We start from the raw sequence: 18,557 nt of genomic DNA, 5'->3' as shown, positions 1-18,557 counted from the left end.
CCCGCCGCGCCCCCCGAGGTTTTAGCCTGGGGGGCGCGGCATTCCGCGTTTTCGAGTGGGCCAGAAGGAACGAGGCACCAATGACGGACCCTGTGACGCTGGACGTCGAGGGCGGCGCGATCGGCACGTTCGACGAGAAGCGTGCCGCGGACGCCGTGCGCGAGCTGCTCATCGCGGTGGGCGAGGATCCGGACCGCGAGGGCCTCCTGGAGACGCCGGCGCGGGTGGCCCGGGCGTACAGGGAAATCTTCGCCGGCCTGTGGCAGAAGCCCGAGGACGTGCTGACCACCACCTTCGACCTCGGCCACGACGAGATGGTGCTGGTCAAGGACATCGAGGTGGTCTCGAACTGCGAGCACCACCTGGTCCCGTTCGTCGGGGTGGCCCACGTGGGCTACATCCCGTCCACCGACGGGAAGATCACCGGGCTGTCGAAGCTGGCCCGGCTGGTCGACGTGTTCGCGCGCCGCCCCCAGGTCCAGGAGCGGCTGACCACCCAGATCGCCGACTCGCTGATGAAGATCCTGGAGCCGCGCGGGGTGATCGTGGTCATCGAGTGCGAGCACATGTGCATGACCATGCGCGGGGTGCGCAAGCCGGGCGCCAAGACGACGACGTCCGCGGTGCGCGGGCAGCTGCGCGATCCCGCGACGCGGGCCGAGGCGATGAGCCTGATACTGGCCCGCTGAGGCCGGTGCGCCGGCCGTCGCCGCGCCCGGCGGGGCGACGGCCGCCGGAAGAACGGAGCGCGGCCCGGGGCCCACGGCTGACGCCGGGGCCCCGGGCCGCGCCCGGGTGCGTGGGGCCTGGTCAGGCCTTGAGGTGCCCGCCCATCCACTCCAGGGCGGCCGGGATCTCCCGGCGCCAGGTGTTGAAGTTGTGGCCGCCGCTGTCGAGGATGATCGACGCGACCTTGGAGGGCGACTTGGTGCCCTCGATGAACTTCAGGGTGGGCTTGTAGTTGCTCTCGCCGTGCTTGCTGCTGGTGACCAGCAGGTTCACCGCGGGAGCGGGCAGGTGCTGCTGGCGCCAGTGCAGGTTGTTCTCCCGCTCCAGCTGCTTGCTGCCGCCGAACAGCGCACCGGTGGTGGCGTCGATCGGCGCTTTGTAGTCGCCGGAGAGCGAGACCGCGGTGGAGTACGCGTGCGGGTTGCGCATGGTCAGCTTCAGGGCGCAGTAGCCGCCCGTGGAGTCGCCCATGATGCCCCAGCTCTTGGCGTCCCGGCCGACGCGGTACTCGCCGCTGATGTCGTGGCGCAGGTCGTGCGCGAAGAACGTCTCGGTCTGGGGGCCGTTGGGTATGTCCACGCACTCGGTGTCCCGCGGCGGGGCCACGGTCGGGCGCATCATCACCAGGACGGTCGGCTGGACGCGGTCGGCCTTGAGCAGGTCGTACTGGGTCTGCGGGTAGTGCAGCTTCTTGTAGAGCGCCTCGGCGGTGCCCGGGTAGCCGGTGAGGATCACCGCCGCCGGGAACTTCTTGTGCGCGTACCGCGGCTGGAAGTACTGCGGCGGCAGGTAGACGTACGCCGGGCTGGCGATCTTGGACTTCTCGCCGCGGACCAGGACCTTGTCCAGCCGGCCGGCGGTCGCCGGGACCGAGGCGCCCTGGATGCTCAGGCGCTCGGTGCCCAGCATCTTGAGGCTGGTGCCGTTCGGGCCGGACTTGTAGTTGGTGATCACGCCCGGCTCCTGCTCCTGGCCGAGGAGGTCGGCCCAGGAGGCGTAGAAGCCGAAGGTGTTGTTGGCGAAGAGGCCGATGGCCGCGAAGAGCGAGAGCTGCGTGGCGAAGAGCAGTCCGATGCGGCCGAGCACGGCGCGCCAGTTGCCCTTGGAGAGCCGCGGCCAGAGCCAGATCGTCAGGACGAACAGTGCCACCGCGACGAGAACGGCAAGAAGCAGCACTTTCTTGCTGGTGAGACCCATGTGGTGCTTTCTTCCGGGCGGCCGGGCCATCCGGACCGCAAGTGGAACCCCGAGCCCTGAGACGCCGTCATACAGGGCGCAAAAGTCCAGATGCTGCGACTAAGGCTCGCACGTTCTCTCGACCGGGGCGACGGGAAAGTGATGTCTGACAGGCTAGATGGCGAAAAGTCGGAGAAGGTTGCGTGGTCTGCGCCACGCTGGCTCCGCGGTCCACGGCCCGCATCGGTACCGCGGCTGGTGGGCACGGCCGGAGTCGTGGTCGGTCTGCTGAACCTGGTGTCCGGGATCTTCCCGCGCTTCCGGCACAGCCGGGTGCACGCGGTGGCCGAGGTGCTGCCGGGCGCGGTGAGCCCGCTGGCGGCCTCCGCCTCCCTCGTGGTCGGGATCCTGCTGCTGCTCCTGGCCCACGGGCTCAAGCGGCGCAAGCGGCGGGCCTGGGCGGCGGCGGTGGCGCTGTTGCCGGTGGGCATCGCGGCCCAGCTGTTCTACCGGCACTCGGTCTTCGGGGCGGTGCTGTCGCTGGTACTGCTGGGGTTCCTGATCCGGTACCGGCGGGCGTTCGCGGCGCTGCCCGATCCGCGCAGCCGCTGGAAGGCGGCGGCCAACCTCGTCGCCCTGGGCGGGGTCAGCTTCGCCCTCGGCATGGTGATCGTCAGCTCCCACCCGCACAAGATCGTCGGCTCGCCGTCGTTCGGGGAGCGTGCCGAGCACGTGCTGTGGGGGCTCTTCGGCTTCGAGGGGCCGATCGCCTACACCAACGGCGTGGACTACACCGTGGGCTACTCGCTCGGCGCGCTGGGCCTGCTGACCGTGGTGACCACCGCCTACCTGGCCTTCCGCCCGGAGCACCCGGCGTCCCGGCTGACGGACGAGGACGAGCAGCGGCTGCGGGAGCTGTTGGACAAGCACGGCAGCCGGGACTCGCTGGGCTACTTCGCGCTCCGTCGCGACAAGGGCGCGGTGTTCTCGCCGTCCGGCAAGGCGGCGGTCTGCTACCGGGTGATCTCCGGCGTGATGCTGGCCAGCGGCGACCCGATCGGGGACGTCGAGGCGTGGCCCGGCGCCATCGAGCGGTTCATGGAGGAGGCGCGGGCGCACTCCTGGACCCCGGCGGTCACCGGGTGCAGCGAGACCGGCGGCCAGGTGTGGACCCGGGAGACCGGGATGGACGCGCTGGAGCTGGGCGACGAGGCGATCGTGGACGTCGCCGACTTCACCCTGAGTGGCCGGGCGATGCGCAACGTGCGGCAGATGGTCAAGCGGATCGAGCGCAACGGCTACACCACCCGGGTCCGGCGCGTCCGCGACCTGGAGCCGGAGGAGCTGGCGCGGGTCCAGAAGGCCGCGGACGCCTGGCGGGACACCGACACCGAGCGCGGGTTCTCCATGGCGCTCGGCCGGATCGACGCGGTGCGGGACGGCGACGCGGTGATCGCCACCGCGCACCAGGCGCCGGCCGAAGGCGAGGAGCCGGGCCCGTTCGGGGACCTGAAGGCGATGCAGCACTTCGTCCCGTGGGGCGGCGACGGCATCTCGTTGGAGCTGATGCGGCGGGACCGCAGCGCCGACCCGGGGATGAACGAGCTGCTGATCGTGGCGGCGCTGCAGGCGGCGCCGGGGCTGCGGATCGAGCAGGTGTCGCTGAACTTCGCGGTGTTCCGCTCCTCCTTGGAGCGGGGCGAGAAGCTGGGCGCGGGGCCGGTGCTGCGGGTCTGGCGCGGGACGTTGATCTTCCTGTCCCGGTGGTACCAGATCGAGTCGCTCTACAAGTTCAACGACAAGTTCCGGCCACGCTGGGAGCCGCGGTTCGTGGTGTTCCGCAACAGCCGGGACATCCCGCGGATCGGGCTGGCCACCTTGCAAGCCGAGGGGTACCTGGAGCTGCCGCGGGTGCTGCGCCGCCGGAAGGCCGCCGAGCCGCGGCCGTGCGGGCACCTGGAGGAGACGGTGGTGGCAGCCGGGGCGTTGGAGAAGGTGGCGTGAGGCCCGGCTCGGACCGGCCGCGACCGGGCCGGCCCGAGGCCCCGCGGGGGCCCGCGGAGGGGGGATCTGCGCAGCCGGCGGCGGCAATCCGGCCGGTCGGCACACGGCCTACGCTGGTGCCATGAGTACCTTGCGCGGCCGGGTGGCCGGACTGCCGGAGTGGGACCGCTGCGCGGTGATGGGCGTCGTGAACGTGACGCCCGATTCGTTCTCCGACGGCGGCGAGTGGTTCGACACCGAGCTCGCCGTCAAACACGGTCTGGACCTGGTGGCCCAGGGTGCCGACATCGTGGACGTCGGCGGTGAGTCGACGCGCCCCGGTGCGGCCCGGGTGGACGAGGCCGAGGAGCTGCGGCGGGTCGTCCCGGTGGTCCGCGAGTTGGCCGCGGCGGGGGTGGTGGTGTCCGTCGACACCATGCGCGCCGCGGTGGCCGAGCGGGCCGTGGAAGCGGGGGCGCGGCTGGTCAACGACGTGAGCGGGGGGCTGGCCGATCCCGCGATGGTGCCGACGGTCGCCGCCCACCACGTCCCCTTCGTGGTGATGCACTGGCGCGGCCAGTCGATCGACATGAACAACCGGGCGGTCTACGCGGACGTGGTCGGCGAGGTGGTCGACGAGTTGGCGGCGAGCGTGGAGCGGGTGGTCGCCGGCGGGGTGGACCCGGAGCGGATCGTCATCGACCCCGGGCTGGGCTTCGCCAAGGAGGCCGGGCACGACCTGGCGCTGGTGGCGGAGTTGGGCCGGCTGCGGGCGCTTGGCCGGCCGCTGCTGGTGGCGGCATCGAGGAAACGGTTCCTGGGCAGGGTGCTGGCAGGCGGCGAGGGTGCCGCCCCACCGCCGGCCCGGGAGCGGGACGCCGCGACGGCGGCGGTGTCGGCGATCGTGGCGCGAGAGGGGGCCTGGTCGGTGCGGGTGCATGAGGTCAGGGCGAGCGCGGACGCGGTGCGGGTGGCCCGTGCCGTCGAGGGCGCGGCGCGGGCGGCCGACGGCGTCGGGGCAACCGGCGCGGTGCGGGTGGGCGGTACGGCGACGACGACGGGGACGAAGTGAGCGGCTTGGGCCCACGGACGGACATCGAGCTGGTCGAGCAGGCGAACACCACGCTGTACGAGACCATCGAGCGCGGCGACCACGAGGCACTGTCCGAGCTGTGGCTGGACGGTCAGGTGAGCGTGGTCCACCCGGGGTGGCCGGTGCTGCGCGGGCGGGGGGAGGTGCTCCGGTCGTACGCGCTGATCATGGCGAACACCGAGTACATCCAGTTCTTCCTGACCGACGTGGAGATCGACGTCATCGGCGACACCGCGCTGGTCACCTGCACGGAGAACATCCTCAGCGGCGGCCCGGCCGAGGACGACGGTTCCGTGGGGCCGCTCATCGGCCAGTTGGTCGTGGCGACCAACGTCTTCAAGCGGACCGAGGACGGCTGGCGGGTCTGGTCGCACCACGGTTCGCCGGTGCTCGCGGACCGTGAGGACGACGACGGGGACGACGACGCCGACGAGGACGAGGAGAACGGGCCGGCCGGGCGGCTGTGAATTTCCGGTCGCATCCCAGTCCGCGGACATGTGAGTGGCTTCACAAGCCGTGCGGTGCCGGGGGTGCGGGCGGGTGCGCCCGGCGTCAGCGCCCCGGGTGGGGCGCACCCGTTCGAGCCAAGTGCGGCACGGGTAGGGGTGGGGCGGGCAGGCGCGGGTAAGAGGCCGCGCGGACGATCTCCCGTGCTGGGCAAGGCTGCCCGCGCGACACCGCCTAGCAGCAGGACGGGGGCCTTGTCCATAGCCCCCATGGGCGAGTGCTGTCGGTGCTCGCAGGTAGATTCGAATGGGGCAGTGTCGCCGGCCAACTCTGGTGCCTGCCCGAATCCGACGAACAGTGGCGCCAGCGGCGCCGCCGGACCAGTGGGAGTGATTCGCGTGGATCGTGTCGCGCTGCGTGGGCTGAAGGCCCGAGGACACCACGGGGTGTTCCCCCGGGAACGCGAGGAAGGCCAGACCTTCATCGTCGACCTGGTCCTCGGCCTGGACACCCGCCCGGCCGCAGCCTCCGACGATCTCGCGAAGACCGTCCATTACGGCATCGTCGCCGAGGAGGTGGTGGCCGTCGTCGAAGGCGAGCCCGTCGACCTCATCGAGACCTTGGCGGAGCGCATCGCCGACCAGTGCCTGAAGCACGAGGGGGTGCAGGAGGTGGAAGTGGTGGTCCACAAGCCGGACGCACCGATCACCGTCCCCTTCGACGACGTGACCATCACCATCACTCGGAGCCGAGTATGAAAACCACCCAGCAGCCGGCACCCGCCACCGCCCGCCTCCCGCACGCCGCTTCCGCCGCCGACCCGACCGTCCAGCCGGTGCCCGCCTCGGTGGTGGAGCAGGTCGACGCGGCGGACGTCACGCTGTCCAACCCCAAGCGCGCAGTGATCTCGCTGGGCAGCAACCTCGGCAACCGCCTGGAGACGCTCCAGGGCGCCATCGACGCGCTGGAGGACACCCCGGGCGTCCGGGTCAAGGCGGTCTCCCCGGTGTACGAGACCGAGCCGTGGGGCGTCGCCCCCGACTCGCAGCCCGCGTACTTCAACGCCGTGGTGCTGATCAAGACGACGCTGCCGCCGGACTCCCTCCTGGAGCGCGGGCACGCCATCGAGGAGGCCTTCGAGCGGGTGCGGGACGAGCGGTGGGGTCCGCGCACGATCGACGTCGACATCCTCGCCTACCAGGACGTGGTCTCCGACGACCCGCGGCTGACGCTGCCGCACCCGCGCGCCCACGAGCGGGCGTTCGTCCTGGTGCCGTGGCACGACGTCGACCCGGAGGCGGAGGTCCCCGGCCGGGGCGCGGTGGCGGCCCTGTTGGCCGCGGTCGGCAGCGACGGCGTGAACCACCGGGCGGACCTGGAACTGCGACTGCCGGAGTAGTCGTTAGGGTTGCGGGCCGGCCGCGTACGGCGGCGATGCGCCCGGGACGCCCGTCGCGCTGATGTACTGGCGCCTGGACGTCGCGGCGGTGCGCTCGTGCGCGCGGGACGGTCCGGACGGATACGGCGGTCGCACCGAGGGGTGCGGCCATGAGGCGGACACGGTCATCGCGGTAGGGATGGCCGGGACGGTGCGAGGGGCGATCGCTCGGTGAAGCAGCTACGGATCAAGGTCCTGGTCGGGCTGTTCGTGGTGGCCGGCATCCTGGCCTGGGCGGGCGCCCGGCTATGGGACGCGTTCGGCTCCCTGCCCGGCGTGCCGGTGGCGGCGCCGATCGTGCTGGCGCTGATCGCCGTGGTGCTCGCCGCCACCGCGCTCTCCCTGCGGTCCCGACTGCGGGCGCAGCGCGAGCGGGAGCCCGACGCGAAGGGCGTCGACCCGTTGGTGGCCGCCCGTGCGGTGGTCTTCGGCCAGGCCAGTGCCCTGGTGGCGGCGTTGGTCTCCGGGCTCTACGGCGGCGTCGGGGTCTTCCTGCTGCTGTCGGGCGTGGACGACGCGCGCCGTACCCAGGCGGTGTACGCCGGGTTCTCGGTGCTCGCCGGTGCCGCGGTGGTGGCCGCGGCGATCTTCTTGGAGCGGGTCTGCAAGCTGCCGGAGGGCGAGGACGGGGACGACGACGGCCCTGGGCCGGCCCGGGCCTGACGCGGCCCAGGGCCGGGCCCGCCCCGTCGTCTCAGGTGCCCGGGACGGTGTCCAGGGCGACCTCGGCGCGCGGCAGGTCCGTCGCGTCCGCTGTGGTGGCGCGGCGCAGGGCGCCGTGCAGTCGGGCGGGCGTGAGGACGCCCCGGTAGCGGTCGCCGTCGAGGACCGCGAGCCAGCCCGCGTCGTGTTGGAGCAGGGTGCTGAGCGCCTGGCGGAGCGGGGTGCCGAGCGGCACGCTGGCGGCCATCGGGCGGGCCAGGTCGCGGACGGTGGCGGAGCGGTCCGCGGCGGGGCCCTCGGGGTCGGCGAGCGCGTCCGCCGCCACCCAGCCGTACGGCGCTGCGTCGGCGTCCAGGACGACGGCCCAGGGGGCGCCGGCGGCGGTGAGCGCGTCGGCGGCCCGGGCGGCCGGGTCGTCCAGGCGGACCACCGGCGGCTCGTCGAGGTCGGCGGTCTCGACGGGGGTGACGGCGAGCCGCTTCAGGCCGCGGTCGGCGCCCACGAACTCCGCGGTGTACGGGGTCGCCGGGGCGCCCAGGACGGTCGCCGGGGTGTCCAACTGCTCTATGCGTCCGCTGCCGTAGACGGCGATGCGGTCGCCGAGCCGGACCGCCTCCTCGATGTCGTGCGTGACGAAGAGCACCGTCTTGTGGAGCGTGGACTGCAGCCGCAGGAACTCGTTCTGGAGGTGCTCGCGGACGACCGGGTCGACGGCGCCGAATGGCTCGTCCATGAGCAGCACGGGTGGGTCGGCGGCGAGCGCGCGGGCCACGCCGACGCGTTGCCGCTGGCCGCCGGATAGCTGGTCGGGGTAGCGGTCGCCGTAGACGGCCGGGTCGAGGCCGACCAGGTCGAGGAGTTCGGCGGCGCGGGCCCGGGCCGCCTTGCGCGGCCGACCGAGGAGGTGCGGGACGGTGGCGGTGTTGTCCAGCACGGTTTTGTGGGGGAAGAGCCCGACCTGTTGGATGACGTAGCCGATGCGGCGGCGGAGTTCGACCGGATCGGCGTCGGCGATGTCCTCGCCGTCGAGGAGGATCCGGCCGCCGGTGGGTTCGATGAGCCGGTTCACCATCTTCATCGTGGTCGTCTTGCCGCAGCCCGACGGGCCGACGAGGGTGATGAGTTCGCCCGCGGCGACCTCGAAGGAGAGGTCGTCGACGGCGGTGGTGCCGTCGGCGTAACGCTTGGTGACGTGCTCGAAGCGGATCATGAATTCCCCCTGTGTGGACGGGCCCCATTGTGTACGCGTCGTGCGCGGGTGCCGTGAACGCGGTGTTGCGAGTGGATGCCGGGCCGCGGTGATTGTCAGTGGTGGGGGTTAGGGTCGCAGACGGTCACCACGGTATCGGCGAGCGGGGGAGGTGACGGCGGTGGAGGTACCGACGCGTGCGGCGCAGGCATTGATGGGCGCTCAGTCCATGGCGCAGGGCGGTGGGTCCGGCTGCCTGGAGCGGAACGACTGGATCTGCGGGGAGTACCTCCGCACCCGGAGCCAGGAGTTGTGGGACGCCACGCTCCAGCACGTCGGCATCACGGTGGTGTCGGTGGCGCTCGGGCTGCTGATCGCGTTTCCGCTGGCGTTGTTGGCGCGGCACCGACGGGGCGTCGCGGGGCCGGTCCTGGGGCTGACGACGGTGCTGTACACGGTGCCGTCGCTGGCGATGTTCGCGCTGCTGACACCGGTCTTCGGGGTGTCGCCGGCGGTGGTCGTCACGGGCCTGGTGCTCTATTCGCTGACGATCCTGGTGCGCAACGTCCTCGCCGGTCTGGACGCGGTGCCGGCCGAGGTGCGGGAGGCCGCCCGCGGGATGGGGTACGGCCCGGCGCGGCTGCTGTTCGAGGTGGAGCTCCCGCTCGCGCTGCCGGCCTTGGTGGCCGGCGTGCGGATCGCCACGGTCTCGACGGTGGCGATGACGACGATCGGTTCGGTCGTCGGATACGGCGGGTTGGGCAATCTCATAGCCAGCGGCATGGAGGGCTTCTTCAAGGCGGAGGTGCTGACCGCTTCGGTGCTGTGCGTGGTGTTGGCGCTGGTGGCGGACCTGCTCCTGTTGGGGCTCCAGCGGTTGTTGACGCCGTGGACGCGGGCGCGCTCCGCGGGCCGCCGGACGCGGCGCGGGGCGACCGTGGCGAAGGCGGTGGGGTGAGCGTGGACGCGATCACGGGCGCCTGGCAGTGGCTGGGCACGGCCGCCAACTGGGCCGGGGAGAAGGGGGTGTGGCACCGCCTCGGTGAGCACCTCTGGTTGAGCGGGATCTGCCTGGTGCTGTCCTGCCTGATAGCGCTGCCGGTGGCGCTGTGGCTGGGCCACATAGGCAAGGGCGGGGCGTTGGCGATCAACATCTCCAACGTGGGGCGCGCGGTGCCGACGTTCGCGGTCCTGGTGCTGCTGACGCTGAGCCCGTTGGGATCGCACGGCGACTGGCCGACGGTCATCGCGCTGGTGCTGTTCGCGGTGCCGCCCCTGCTGACCAACGTCTACCTGGGCATCCGCGAGGCGGACCGCGACGTGGTCGAGGCGGCCCGGGGGATGGGGATGTCGGGGCCGCAGCTGCTGCGGCGGGTGGAGATCCCGCTCGCCTACCCGCTGATCATGACCGGGCTGCGGTCGGCCGCGGTCCAGGTGGTGGCCACGACGACGCTGGCCGCGCTGGCCGGCGGTGGGGGCCTGGGCCGGATCATCACCGCCGGGTTCGGCAATTACGACACCGCGCAGGTGGTCGCCGGGGCGGTGCTGGTGGCGGTGCTGGCGCTGGTGGTGGAGGGGGTGCTGGTCGTGGTGGACCGGGCCTTCGATCCGATGCGGGGACGGCGGCGCGGGCCGTCCGGGAAGGCGCCGGCCCCGGCGCCGGCCGGGACCCGTCCCGAACCGTCCGGCTCGACCTGAGCGACCGGCTGATCCCCGACGACCTGATCCGACGACCTGATCCCGACGACCTGATCCGAACAGACGGAGTGGAATTCCATGAGCAGCACAGCACGCGCGGTGCGTACCGCGTTGGCCGCCGGGACCGTGGTGGCGCTGGCAGCCGGGCTCGCCGCGTGCGGCGGGCAGAGCCTGGAGGAGAAGGGCGGCCGGGCCAAGGGCGGCGGGAAGGGCGAGATCGTCATCGGCTCGGCCGGTTTCACCGAGTCGAAGGTGCTCGCCGAGATGTATTCGCGGGTGCTCGCCGATGCCGGTTACCAGCCGCGGGTACAGACGTTGACCAATCGCGAGCTGTACGAACCGGCCCTGGAGAAGGGCCAGATCGACGTCGTTCCGGAATACGCCTCGACCCTCGCGGAATTCCTCAACGCGAAGAAGAACGGCCCCAAGGCGAAGCCGGTGGCTTCCAGCGACATCGACAAGACGGTGGCCGCGCTCGAGAAGCTCGCCGAGCCGCGCGGTCTGAAGGTGCTGCCGGCGGGCGCCGCCACCGATCAGAACGCGTTCGCGGTCACCAAGGAATTTGCCGCCCAGCACTCGCTGAAGACGCTCTCCGACCTGGGACGTTCGCATGAGAAGATCAAACTCGCCGCGGGTGAGGAGTGCGAGACGCGGGTGTTCTGCAAGCCCGGCCTGGAGAGCACCTACGGCATCGGCGTGGCGGCCATCGATCCCAAGGGCGTGGGGACCCCGCAGGCCAAGCAGGCGGTCAAGGACGGCACCGACCAACTGGTGCTCACCACGACCACGGACGCCACTCTCGACAACTTCGGCCTGGTGCTTCTGCAGGACGACAAGAAGCTGCAGAACGCCGACAACGTACTGCCCGTGCTGAATGCGAAGAAGGCCGCCGACAAGGAGATCGAGACCGCACTCGACAAGATCACCAAGGTGCTGACGACCGAGGACTTGATCAACTTGAACCGCAAGGTCGATGCCGAGCGCTTGAAGCCCGCCGATGTGGCACAGGCCTATTTGGAGTCCAAGGGACTGGTCAAGAAGTAACCAGCGCGAAACGGATGCGTATGCGGGGCCCCATAGGTCTCGCACGCACGGTAAGTTTCTGGCCATGCCACGAGGACGCCACCGCCATTCCCCACCCCTCCACCGGCTGCTTCCTCCCGCGACGGTCGCCGGTGCGTCAATTGCCTGCGCCGCGAGCGCGTGGTTCGTCGGCGACGACCTCGTGCAACGGGTGCTCGCCGCCGGGGCCGCGGCCGCCGCGGTCACCGGCGCCGTCCTCCTGCGCACCTGGGACCGCAAGGCCGGCAAGCGGGTCGCCGAGCTGACCCGGGCCCGGGCGCGCGACGAGTGGCGCACCGAGGAACGCGTCGCCGAACTGGAAACGGACGTCGAGGAGTCGCGCGAGATCCGCGCCGGCCTGGACGCCAAGCTCCGCGCCAAGCGCGCCGAACTCGCCCGCCTGCGCAGCGAGCACGCCGCCCTGCTGCGCCGCTACGCCACCGCCGAGACCGAGCGGGCCAGCGCCCTGGAGGGCCGTCGACTGCTCGCCATCGAGGCCGGGCAGCCGTCCGCCGGCGCCGCACTCGTTCCGGCCCGGCGCCAGCCGGGGACCGGCGGCGGGCGCCACGCCTTGGCCACCCAGCGCCCGGACGGCCCGCCCGCGGCCCGTCCGGCCGCCACGTTCGCCCAGGCGGACCGGGCCCTGCGCGAGCTGACCCGCAACGCCGCCCGGCAGCGCGCCACCGGCGAGGACAGCACCGGCGCCCAGCAGAAGCCCGGGGCCGACGACCAGGGGAAGTCCGAGGCGGCCGCCGCGCAGGGGGTGGGCGGACCGGAGCTCCGCCCGGTGCCGGCCGCCGCCGCGATCGCCCCGCCGCGCCCCGCCGTGTCCCGCACGCTGGGCGGCTTCGACTTCTTCGGCAACGCCGCCGTCCCGCACGACCAGCCGACCGCCCCCCTGGAGGAGGACCTGGCGGACGTCGTCGGCGACGAGGCGGTCGCCGAGCAGTCGGCGCGCGCACAGGCCCGCGTGCCCGCCCGGGCGGCGCTCCCGCAGACCGCCGACGAGACCACCGACGAGACCGCCGCGACGCCCGAGAAGGCCGCGGACGCCGGCACGGACGGCGAGCACCAGGCGTCCGACGACGCGACGGCCGACGGGGAGACCACGCACGGCGCCGGTGAGGTCATCGACCTGACCGCCCACGACGAGACCGAGCAGCTCGACCTCGCCGAACTGCGCAGCGCCATCTCCTGAGCGCCGAAGACCCGTAGACGCACCGAGCGGCGGGGAGTTCGTCCACAGCCTGTGGAGGAACTCCCCGCCGCTGTGCTGTGCGCGGGCGCAACCAGGGGCGGCACGGCGGCCCGCCGCTGCGCCCGGCTACTTGTCGATGTCGCCGACCACGAAGAACATCGACCCCAAGATGGCGACCATGTCGGCCACCAGGGTCCCCGGCAACAGCTCGGTCAGCACCTGGACGTTGTTGTACGACGCGGAGCGCAACTTCAGGCGGTACGGGGTCTTCTCGCCCTTGGAGACGAGGTAGTAGCCGTTGATGCCGAGCGGGTTCTCGGTCCAGGCGTAGGTCGTGCCCTCGGGGGCCTTGAGGACCTTGGGCAGCCGCTGGTTGATCGGACCGGGCGCCAGCTCCGCGATCCGGTCCAGGCAGGCGTCGGCCAGTTCGAGGGAGTTGTGGGTCTGCGCCAGCAGGCACTCGAACCGGGCCAGGCAGTCACCCTCGTCCCGGGTGACCACCTGGAGCGTCGAGGCGAGGTCGCCGTACGCGAGGTAGGGCTCGTCGCGCCGCAGGTCGAAGTCGACGCCGGACGCGCGGGCGATCGGCCCGGAGACGCCGTAGGCGTGCACCGCCTCGCGGGAGAGCACACCGACGCCGCGGGTGCGGCCGCGGAAGATCTCGTTGCCGAGGACGAGGTCGTCGAAGACGTCCATGCGGGAGCGGACGTCGGCGACGGCCTGCCGGGCCCGGCCGAGCCAGCCGGCGGGCAGGTCCTCCTTGAGGCCGCCGACGCGGTTGAACATGTAGTGCATCCGGCCGCCGGAGACCTCCTCCATGACGGTCTGGAGCTCCTCGCGCTCGCGGAAGGCGTAGAAGACCGGGGTGATGCCGCCGAGTTCCAGCGGGTACGAGCCGAGGAACATCAGGTGGTTCAGCACGCGGTTCAGCTCGGCGAGCAGCGTCCGGGTCCACACCGCGCGCTCGGGGACCTCCATGCCGAGCATCCGCTCGATGCCGAGCACCACGCCCAACTCGTTGGAGAACGCCGAGAGCCAGTCGTGGCGGTTGGCGAGCATGATGATCTGGCGGTAGTCGCGGGCCTCGAAGAGCTTCTCGGCGCCGCGGTGCATGTAGCCGATCACCGGCTCGGCGTGCCGGATGCGCTCACCGTCCAGGACGAGGCGCAGCCGCAGCACGCCGTGCGTGGAGGGGTGCTGCGGGCCGATGTTCAGCACCATGTCGGTGCTTTCCGCCGCGCCGCCGATGCCGACCGTCGTCTCCGTCATGGAGACAGTGTCGCAGGGCGGGACGACGCGGAGCGGGGCGGTCCGTGGGGTGGACCGGCTCGTCCGAGGGCCGGGCCGGGCGCGCTGGCCGCCCCCGAGGTGCCGGTCGGCCGCCCGGTCAGGCCGCGTCGTCGGCGGCGGCCAGCAGGCCAGCGCAGGCGGTGCCGCCGACCGGTTCCAGCAGCCAGCCGAAGCCGCCCAGGCCGGCCGGGTCGGTCAGTTCCGCAGCGTCACCGGCGGCGCCGAGCGCCCGGAGGTAGCCCGCCGGGTCGGTGGTGGCCAAGGACAGCGGCGGGCGCCGGCCGGTCACGCCCAAGGCGTGCAGCGCGGCCCGCTGGGTCAGCCGCTCGGCGGCCGGGCCGGCACAGGAGTCGAGCGCGACGTGTGCGGTGACGTCGCAGCTGCCGTCCGGGACGGGAGGGACCTCGCGACCCGCCCGGAAACCGGTGAGGGTGCCGAAGGGCGGCCGGTCGGCGCGGTCGTGGGCGTAGTCGACGGCGACCGCGAGCCCGGTGCGCAGGGTGGCGACGGCACCCGCCCAGGCGGCGTCCCGGGGGCGGCCGATCTCGGCGCGCAGCCCGGGGCCGGGGCCGCCGGCGGCGTTCGGCGCGATCCGCGGCCACCAGCGGGCCAGCCACCGCGCGTCCGGGCCGTCCACGGGGGCGCCCAGCCGTTCCGTGCCGTCGGCGCGCACCTCGACGCGGCGCGGCACCCCGTCGGCGTCCGTCTCGACGACGTCCAGCGGGACGTTGTCCAGCCACTCGTTGGCGAAGAGCAGGCCGGTGAGCGAGCCCGGTGCGGGCAGGTCGGCGCGCCAGGTGATCCGGGGGTCGAGGCCCTCGGGGCGCGCGGCGCGTTCGACGGCGTACGGGCGGGTCCGCGCGGCCACGTCCTCGGGGAGCGCGGCCAGGACGCCGCTCAACAGCTCGCCGCGGCCCGCGCCGACGTCGACCAGGGCCAGCTCGGCGGGGTGCCCGAGCGCCGCGTCGACCCGCCGGAGGAGGGCGGCGACGGCACCGGCGTACAGCGGGGAGGCGTGGACGGAGGTGCGGAAGTGACCGGCGGGACCGGGGCCGCCGGGACGGGTGTAGAACCCGTCGGGACCGTAGAGCGCCTGCTCGGTCGCCGTCCGCCAGCCGCGCCAGGTGGCGTCGGCTCCGGCGCGGGGCGCCGGCCGGCGGCCGTCGGACGGGGTCCCGGGGGCGGGGCGGAGGCCGTCGTCGCCGGGCCGCCGGGCGCGCCGGTGCTCGTTCGCCACGTGTTCGCGTCCCTCGTTCGGCGCGTGCCCGCGTCCCCTGTTCGTCACACGGACCACGGTACGGGGGGCGGAGGAAGCCGCGGGGCGTCGACCCGTGGTGTGATGCTCGGCCCACGGTATGAGTCCGCACGCTGAGGGAAAGCCCTGCTCGGGGCCGTGGTCGGGGGATCGGCGGGCGAGCGGCCGTGCCGCGCGCGCCCGGCTCGACCCCGCGGATGATCATGGGTCAACCCCAGCGGCGACACAATTGGCGCATGCGGCCTCCACCTACGGGAGTAGGCCCGACGGAAGAGGATCGCCCCTCCGGTTGACTCCGCAGCCCGCCGACGCTGCCTACGCTGGGTTACGTGCAGCGCCTCTATGACTTCTTCCGCAGACACCCGACGGGGGTGGACAGCTTCTGGGCTTTCCTCCTCTTCGGGTTCTGCGGGCTGTGGGTCATCTCCCGGTCGGGTCTTGAGGGCAAGGTCGTCGCCCTGCTCTTCAGCGCCGGCCTGTGCCTGGTCATCGCCCTGCGCCGGAAGTACCCGGTCAAGATGCTGCTGCTGGCCACCGCCCTCGGCCTCGGCCAGCTGATCTTGAACGTGCCGCCCAACATGGGCGACTTCGCGTTGATGGTGATCATCTACACCGTCGCCTCCGAGACCTCGGCCCGCCGCTGGGCCTCACGCTTCGCACTGGCCGGTGCCCTGATCGCCCCCGGCCTGTCACAGCTCCGCTTCCGGGACAACCCCATCGCCCTGCCCGCGTGGGCGGTGGTCTTCTTCATGGCCCTGCTCACCGTGCCGTTCGTACTGGCCTGGGTGCTCGGCGACTCGGTACGCACCCGCCGGGCCTACTGGGCACAGCTGGAGGAGAAGGCCAGCCGCCTGGAGAAGGAACGCGAGGCCCAGGCCCGGATCGCGGTCGCCGCCGAGCGCGCCCGGATCGCCCGCGAGCTGCACGACGTCGTCGCGCACAACGTCTCGGTGATGGTCGTCCAGGCCGACGGCGCCGCCTACGTCCTCGACGCCGCACCCGAGCAGGCCCGCCAGGCACTGGAGACGATCTCGGGCACCGGGCGGCAGGCCCTCGCCGAGATGCGCCGCCTGCTGGGCGTACTGCGCACCGGCGAGCAGGCCGAGGGCGGGGAGTACGTGCCGCAGCCCGGCGTCGAGCAGCTCGCAGACCTCGTCGACCAGGTCCGGGGCGCCGGTTTGCCGGTCGACTTCCGGGTGGTCGGCGAGCCGCGTCCGCTGCCCAGCAGCGTCGAGCTGACCGCGTACCGCATCGTCCAGGAAGCGCTGACCAACGCCCGCAAGCACGGTGGCCCCGACGTCAGTGCCACCGTCCGCCTCACCTACCGGGACGACGACCTCGACCTGCTCGTCGAGGACGACGGCCGGGGCGCCCAGCACGAGCTCTACGAGGCGGGCGGTGCGGACGGGCTCGGCCACGGCCTGATCGGGATGCGCGAGCGGGTCGGCATGGTCGGCGGCATTCTCGACGCCGGACCACGGCCGGGCGGCGGCTTCCGCGTCAACGCGGTGCTGCCGCTGAAGGCCGACCGATGAGCCGGCCGGTCGCGCCGCCGGGCCGGCCAGCCGCGCGGGGGATCGGTGGCCGAGCGGCCCGGCCCCGTCGGCGTCCGCTCCGCCCGTCGCCGCCGCGCACGTGGTTGCCGGGCCGGTCGCTACCGTGCTCGCATCGGGTGCGCTCGTCCCCGACCGGCTTGCCGTCGCCCCGTGCGCTTGCGTCCCGTCCGCCCCTGCCGACCCGTGAAGGGATCTCCCTGCCATGACCATCCGCGTGATGCTCGTCGACGACCAGGTGCTGTTGCGCACCGGCTTCCGGATGGTGCTGGCCGCACAACCCGACATGGAGGTCGTCGCCGAGGCGGGCGACGGGGCGCAGGCCCTGGAGGTGCTGCGGACCGCCGAGGTGGACGTGATCCTCATGGACGTCCGGATGCCGCACCTCGACGGCGTCGAGGCCACCCGCCGGATCTGCGGCGGCGGCCAGCAGGAGGGCGCCCCGAAGGTCCTCATCCTGACCACCTTCGACCTGGACGAGTACGCCTTCTCCGCGCTGAAGGCCGGGGCCAGCGGCTTCATGCTCAAGGACGTCCCGCCGAACGAACTCCTCGCCGCGATCCGGGCGGTGCACAGCGGAGACGCGGTCGTCGCCCCGTCCACCACCCGCCGGCTCCTGGACCGCTTCACGCCGATGCTGCCCGCGACCTCCGGCGAGCCCGCGCGGCCCGAGTTGGGGCGGCTGACCGACCGTGAGCGGGAGGTGCTGCTGCTGGTCGCGCAGGGACTGTCCAACGGCGAGATCGCGGCCCGGTTGGTGCTGTCCGAGGCCACGGTCAAGACGCATGTGGGCCGGATCCTCACCAAGTTGAGCCTGCGGGACCGGGTGCAGGCGGTGGTGCTGGCGTATGAGACGGGGCTGGTCCGGGCCGGGGGCGCCGGAGCGTAGGCGGGCTGACCAGGCCGACCGCCGCACACCGGGGATCGGCCTGGTCCGGGAGCCGTGGCGTGGCCGATACGCGTATTGACGCGAACACGTAAGAACGGCCAGATTGGCGCGCGGTAAGGAAACTTTCCTAACAGAAGGGTTCCCCGTGCGCAGACGCATGTTCGCCCTCGCCACCGCCTCCGGCGCCGCCCTCCTCGCCGCCGCGGCCCTGCCCGCCACCGCCCAGCCGGCCGCCCACCGGGCCGCGCCGCACGCCGCCCTCCAGGAAGGGTCGGTCTCCGCGGCCCAACTCCTCGCCAAACTCAAGGACTGCCAGCAGATCTCCCACGGCAAGTACCGGACCGACGAGGAAACCTCGGCCACCGTCCCGGTCTGCGGCAAGAACGGCGCCGTCTTCTGGAAGGCCGACATGGACATCGACTGCGACGGGCAGATCACCGCGCAGTGCAGCGCCGACACCGACCCCTGGTTCCAGGACGACACCCGCTTCCACCAGTCCGACGGCAAGCCGCTGAACGCCGCGAAGCTGCCCTACGTCGTCGTGCCCAGCACCAGCGGCATCTGGAACTACGAGTCCGCGGGCATCAAGGGCGGCGGCGTGGTCGCCGTCATCTACAACAACCAGGTCGAATACGCCGTCGTCGGGGACACCGGCCCCGAAAAGATCATCGGCGAGGCGTCCTACGCGGCCGCCAAGGGCCTGGGCATCGACCCCAACCCCGAGACCGGCGGCGCGGATTCGGGCGTCACCTACGTGCTGTTCAAGAACTCCAAGGCGTCCCCCATCGAGAGCCACGCCGACGCGGTGAGCCGCGGCGACGCCCTGGCGAAGAAGTTCCTGCAGGAGAACTGAGGGGGGTGGGCGAGGGGGAGGGGGAGGGCTGGGGCTGGAGG

At 72.6% G+C, this 18,557-nt stretch carries 18 protein-coding genes; 14 read left to right on the top strand and 4 right to left on the bottom strand.

The window, feature by feature from the left end; all coding sequences use genetic code 11:
- Positions 1-80: 80 nt before the first annotated feature.
- Positions 81-689, top strand: a complete 609-nt coding sequence (folE, locus tag ABD385_RS38135) for a GTP cyclohydrolase I FolE (protein WP_016570641.1) — start codon at positions 81-83, stop codon at positions 687-689.
- Positions 690-810: 121 nt separating this feature from the next.
- On the opposite strand, the gene ABD385_RS38130 is transcribed toward folE, so the two are convergent.
- A complete protein-coding gene (locus ABD385_RS38130) occupies positions 811-1,926 on the bottom strand; it encodes an alpha/beta hydrolase (RefSeq protein WP_344584462.1) in 1,116 nt (371 codons plus the stop codon).
- Positions 1,927-2,067: 141 nt separating this feature from the next.
- On the opposite strand from ABD385_RS38130, the gene ABD385_RS38125 reads away from it, so the two are divergent.
- The 6 genes from ABD385_RS38125 (at position 2,068) to ABD385_RS38100 (ending at position 7,529) form a co-directional block, all read left to right on the top strand.
- Positions 2,068-3,909, top strand: a complete 1,842-nt coding sequence (locus ABD385_RS38125; protein WP_344584460.1) for a phosphatidylglycerol lysyltransferase domain-containing protein — start codon at positions 2,068-2,070, stop codon at positions 3,907-3,909.
- Positions 3,910-4,030: 121 nt separating this feature from the next.
- Entirely contained in the window at positions 4,031-4,960 is a 930-nt protein-coding gene (gene folP, locus ABD385_RS38120; protein ID WP_344584458.1) for a dihydropteroate synthase, read from the top strand.
- 5 nt (positions 4,961-4,965) lie between these two features.
- On the top strand, positions 4,966-5,448 hold the full coding sequence (locus ABD385_RS38115) for a nuclear transport factor 2 family protein (protein WP_344584456.1): 483 nt from the start codon (positions 4,966-4,968) through the stop codon (positions 5,446-5,448).
- 378 nt (positions 5,449-5,826) lie between these two features.
- Complete coding sequence (gene folB, locus ABD385_RS38110) at positions 5,827-6,186, top strand: dihydroneopterin aldolase (protein ID WP_016574864.1); 360 nt, start codon at positions 5,827-5,829, stop codon at positions 6,184-6,186.
- Positions 6,183-6,827, top strand: a complete 645-nt coding sequence (gene folK / locus ABD385_RS38105) for a 2-amino-4-hydroxy-6-hydroxymethyldihydropteridine diphosphokinase (protein WP_344584453.1) — start codon at positions 6,183-6,185, stop codon at positions 6,825-6,827. The genes folB and folK overlap by 4 nt, the downstream gene beginning before the upstream one ends.
- A gap of 210 nt (positions 6,828-7,037) precedes the next feature.
- On the top strand, positions 7,038-7,529 hold the full coding sequence (locus ABD385_RS38100) for a DUF3180 domain-containing protein (protein ID WP_344584452.1): 492 nt from the start codon (positions 7,038-7,040) through the stop codon (positions 7,527-7,529).
- Positions 7,530-7,560: 31 nt separating this feature from the next.
- On the opposite strand, the gene ABD385_RS38095 is transcribed toward ABD385_RS38100, so the two are convergent.
- Positions 7,561-8,739, bottom strand: coding sequence for an ABC transporter ATP-binding protein (locus ABD385_RS38095; RefSeq protein WP_344584451.1), 1,179 nt, complete (start codon positions 8,737-8,739; stop codon positions 7,561-7,563).
- Positions 8,740-8,947: 208 nt separating this feature from the next.
- Here ABD385_RS38095 and ABD385_RS38090 point away from each other — a divergent pair, with 208 nt between their 5' ends.
- From ABD385_RS38090 to ABD385_RS38075, 4 genes are all read left to right on the top strand, one after another.
- Entirely contained in the window at positions 8,948-9,676 is a 729-nt protein-coding gene (locus ABD385_RS38090) for an ABC transporter permease (RefSeq protein WP_344584486.1), read from the top strand.
- A 2-nt stretch (positions 9,677-9,678) separates the two neighbouring features.
- Positions 9,679-10,416, top strand: coding sequence for an ABC transporter permease (locus ABD385_RS38085; protein WP_344584450.1), 738 nt, complete (start codon positions 9,679-9,681; stop codon positions 10,414-10,416).
- A 78-nt stretch (positions 10,417-10,494) separates the two neighbouring features.
- Positions 10,495-11,460, top strand: a complete 966-nt coding sequence (locus ABD385_RS38080) for an ABC transporter substrate-binding protein (RefSeq protein ID WP_344584448.1) — start codon at positions 10,495-10,497, stop codon at positions 11,458-11,460.
- A gap of 64 nt (positions 11,461-11,524) precedes the next feature.
- Complete coding sequence (locus ABD385_RS38075; protein ID WP_344584447.1) at positions 11,525-12,676, top strand: hypothetical protein; 1,152 nt, start codon at positions 11,525-11,527, stop codon at positions 12,674-12,676.
- 126 nt (positions 12,677-12,802) lie between these two features.
- On the opposite strand, the gene ABD385_RS38070 is transcribed toward ABD385_RS38075, so the two are convergent.
- Together ABD385_RS38070 and ABD385_RS38065 are read right to left on the bottom strand one after the other, a co-directional pair.
- Positions 12,803-13,945 carry an NADH-quinone oxidoreductase subunit D gene (locus ABD385_RS38070; protein WP_344584445.1) on the bottom strand — a complete coding sequence of 381 codons (1,143 nt, stop codon included), beginning with the start codon at positions 13,943-13,945 and terminating at the stop codon, positions 12,803-12,805.
- 118 nt (positions 13,946-14,063) lie between these two features.
- On the bottom strand, positions 14,064-15,251 hold the full coding sequence (locus ABD385_RS38065) for an SAM-dependent methyltransferase (protein ID WP_344584444.1): 1,188 nt from the start codon (positions 15,249-15,251) through the stop codon (positions 14,064-14,066).
- Positions 15,252-15,550: 299 nt separating this feature from the next.
- Between ABD385_RS38065 and ABD385_RS38060 the strand changes: the two genes are divergently transcribed.
- The 3 genes from ABD385_RS38060 (at position 15,551) to ABD385_RS38050 (ending at position 18,516) form a co-directional block, all read left to right on the top strand.
- Positions 15,551-16,756 (top strand): sensor histidine kinase, encoded by a 1,206-nt coding sequence (locus ABD385_RS38060; RefSeq protein WP_344584442.1) that lies wholly within the window; start codon positions 15,551-15,553, stop codon positions 16,754-16,756.
- Positions 16,757-16,979: 223 nt separating this feature from the next.
- Positions 16,980-17,663, top strand: coding sequence for a response regulator (locus tag ABD385_RS38055; protein WP_344584440.1), 684 nt, complete (start codon positions 16,980-16,982; stop codon positions 17,661-17,663).
- Between the two features lie 157 nt (positions 17,664-17,820).
- A complete protein-coding gene (locus tag ABD385_RS38050; protein ID WP_344584484.1) occupies positions 17,821-18,516 on the top strand; it encodes a glycoside hydrolase family 75 protein in 696 nt (231 codons plus the stop codon).
- The last annotated feature ends 41 nt before the right edge of the window (positions 18,517-18,557 follow it).

Origin of the sequence: Streptomyces lunalinharesii (assembly GCF_039532155.1) — a bacterium.
Classification (GTDB): Bacteria; Actinomycetota; Actinomycetes; order Streptomycetales; family Streptomycetaceae; genus Streptomyces; species Streptomyces lunalinharesii.
Note: the sequence above shows the minus strand (reverse complement) of the source record. Positions and strands in the feature narration are given on the sequence as shown.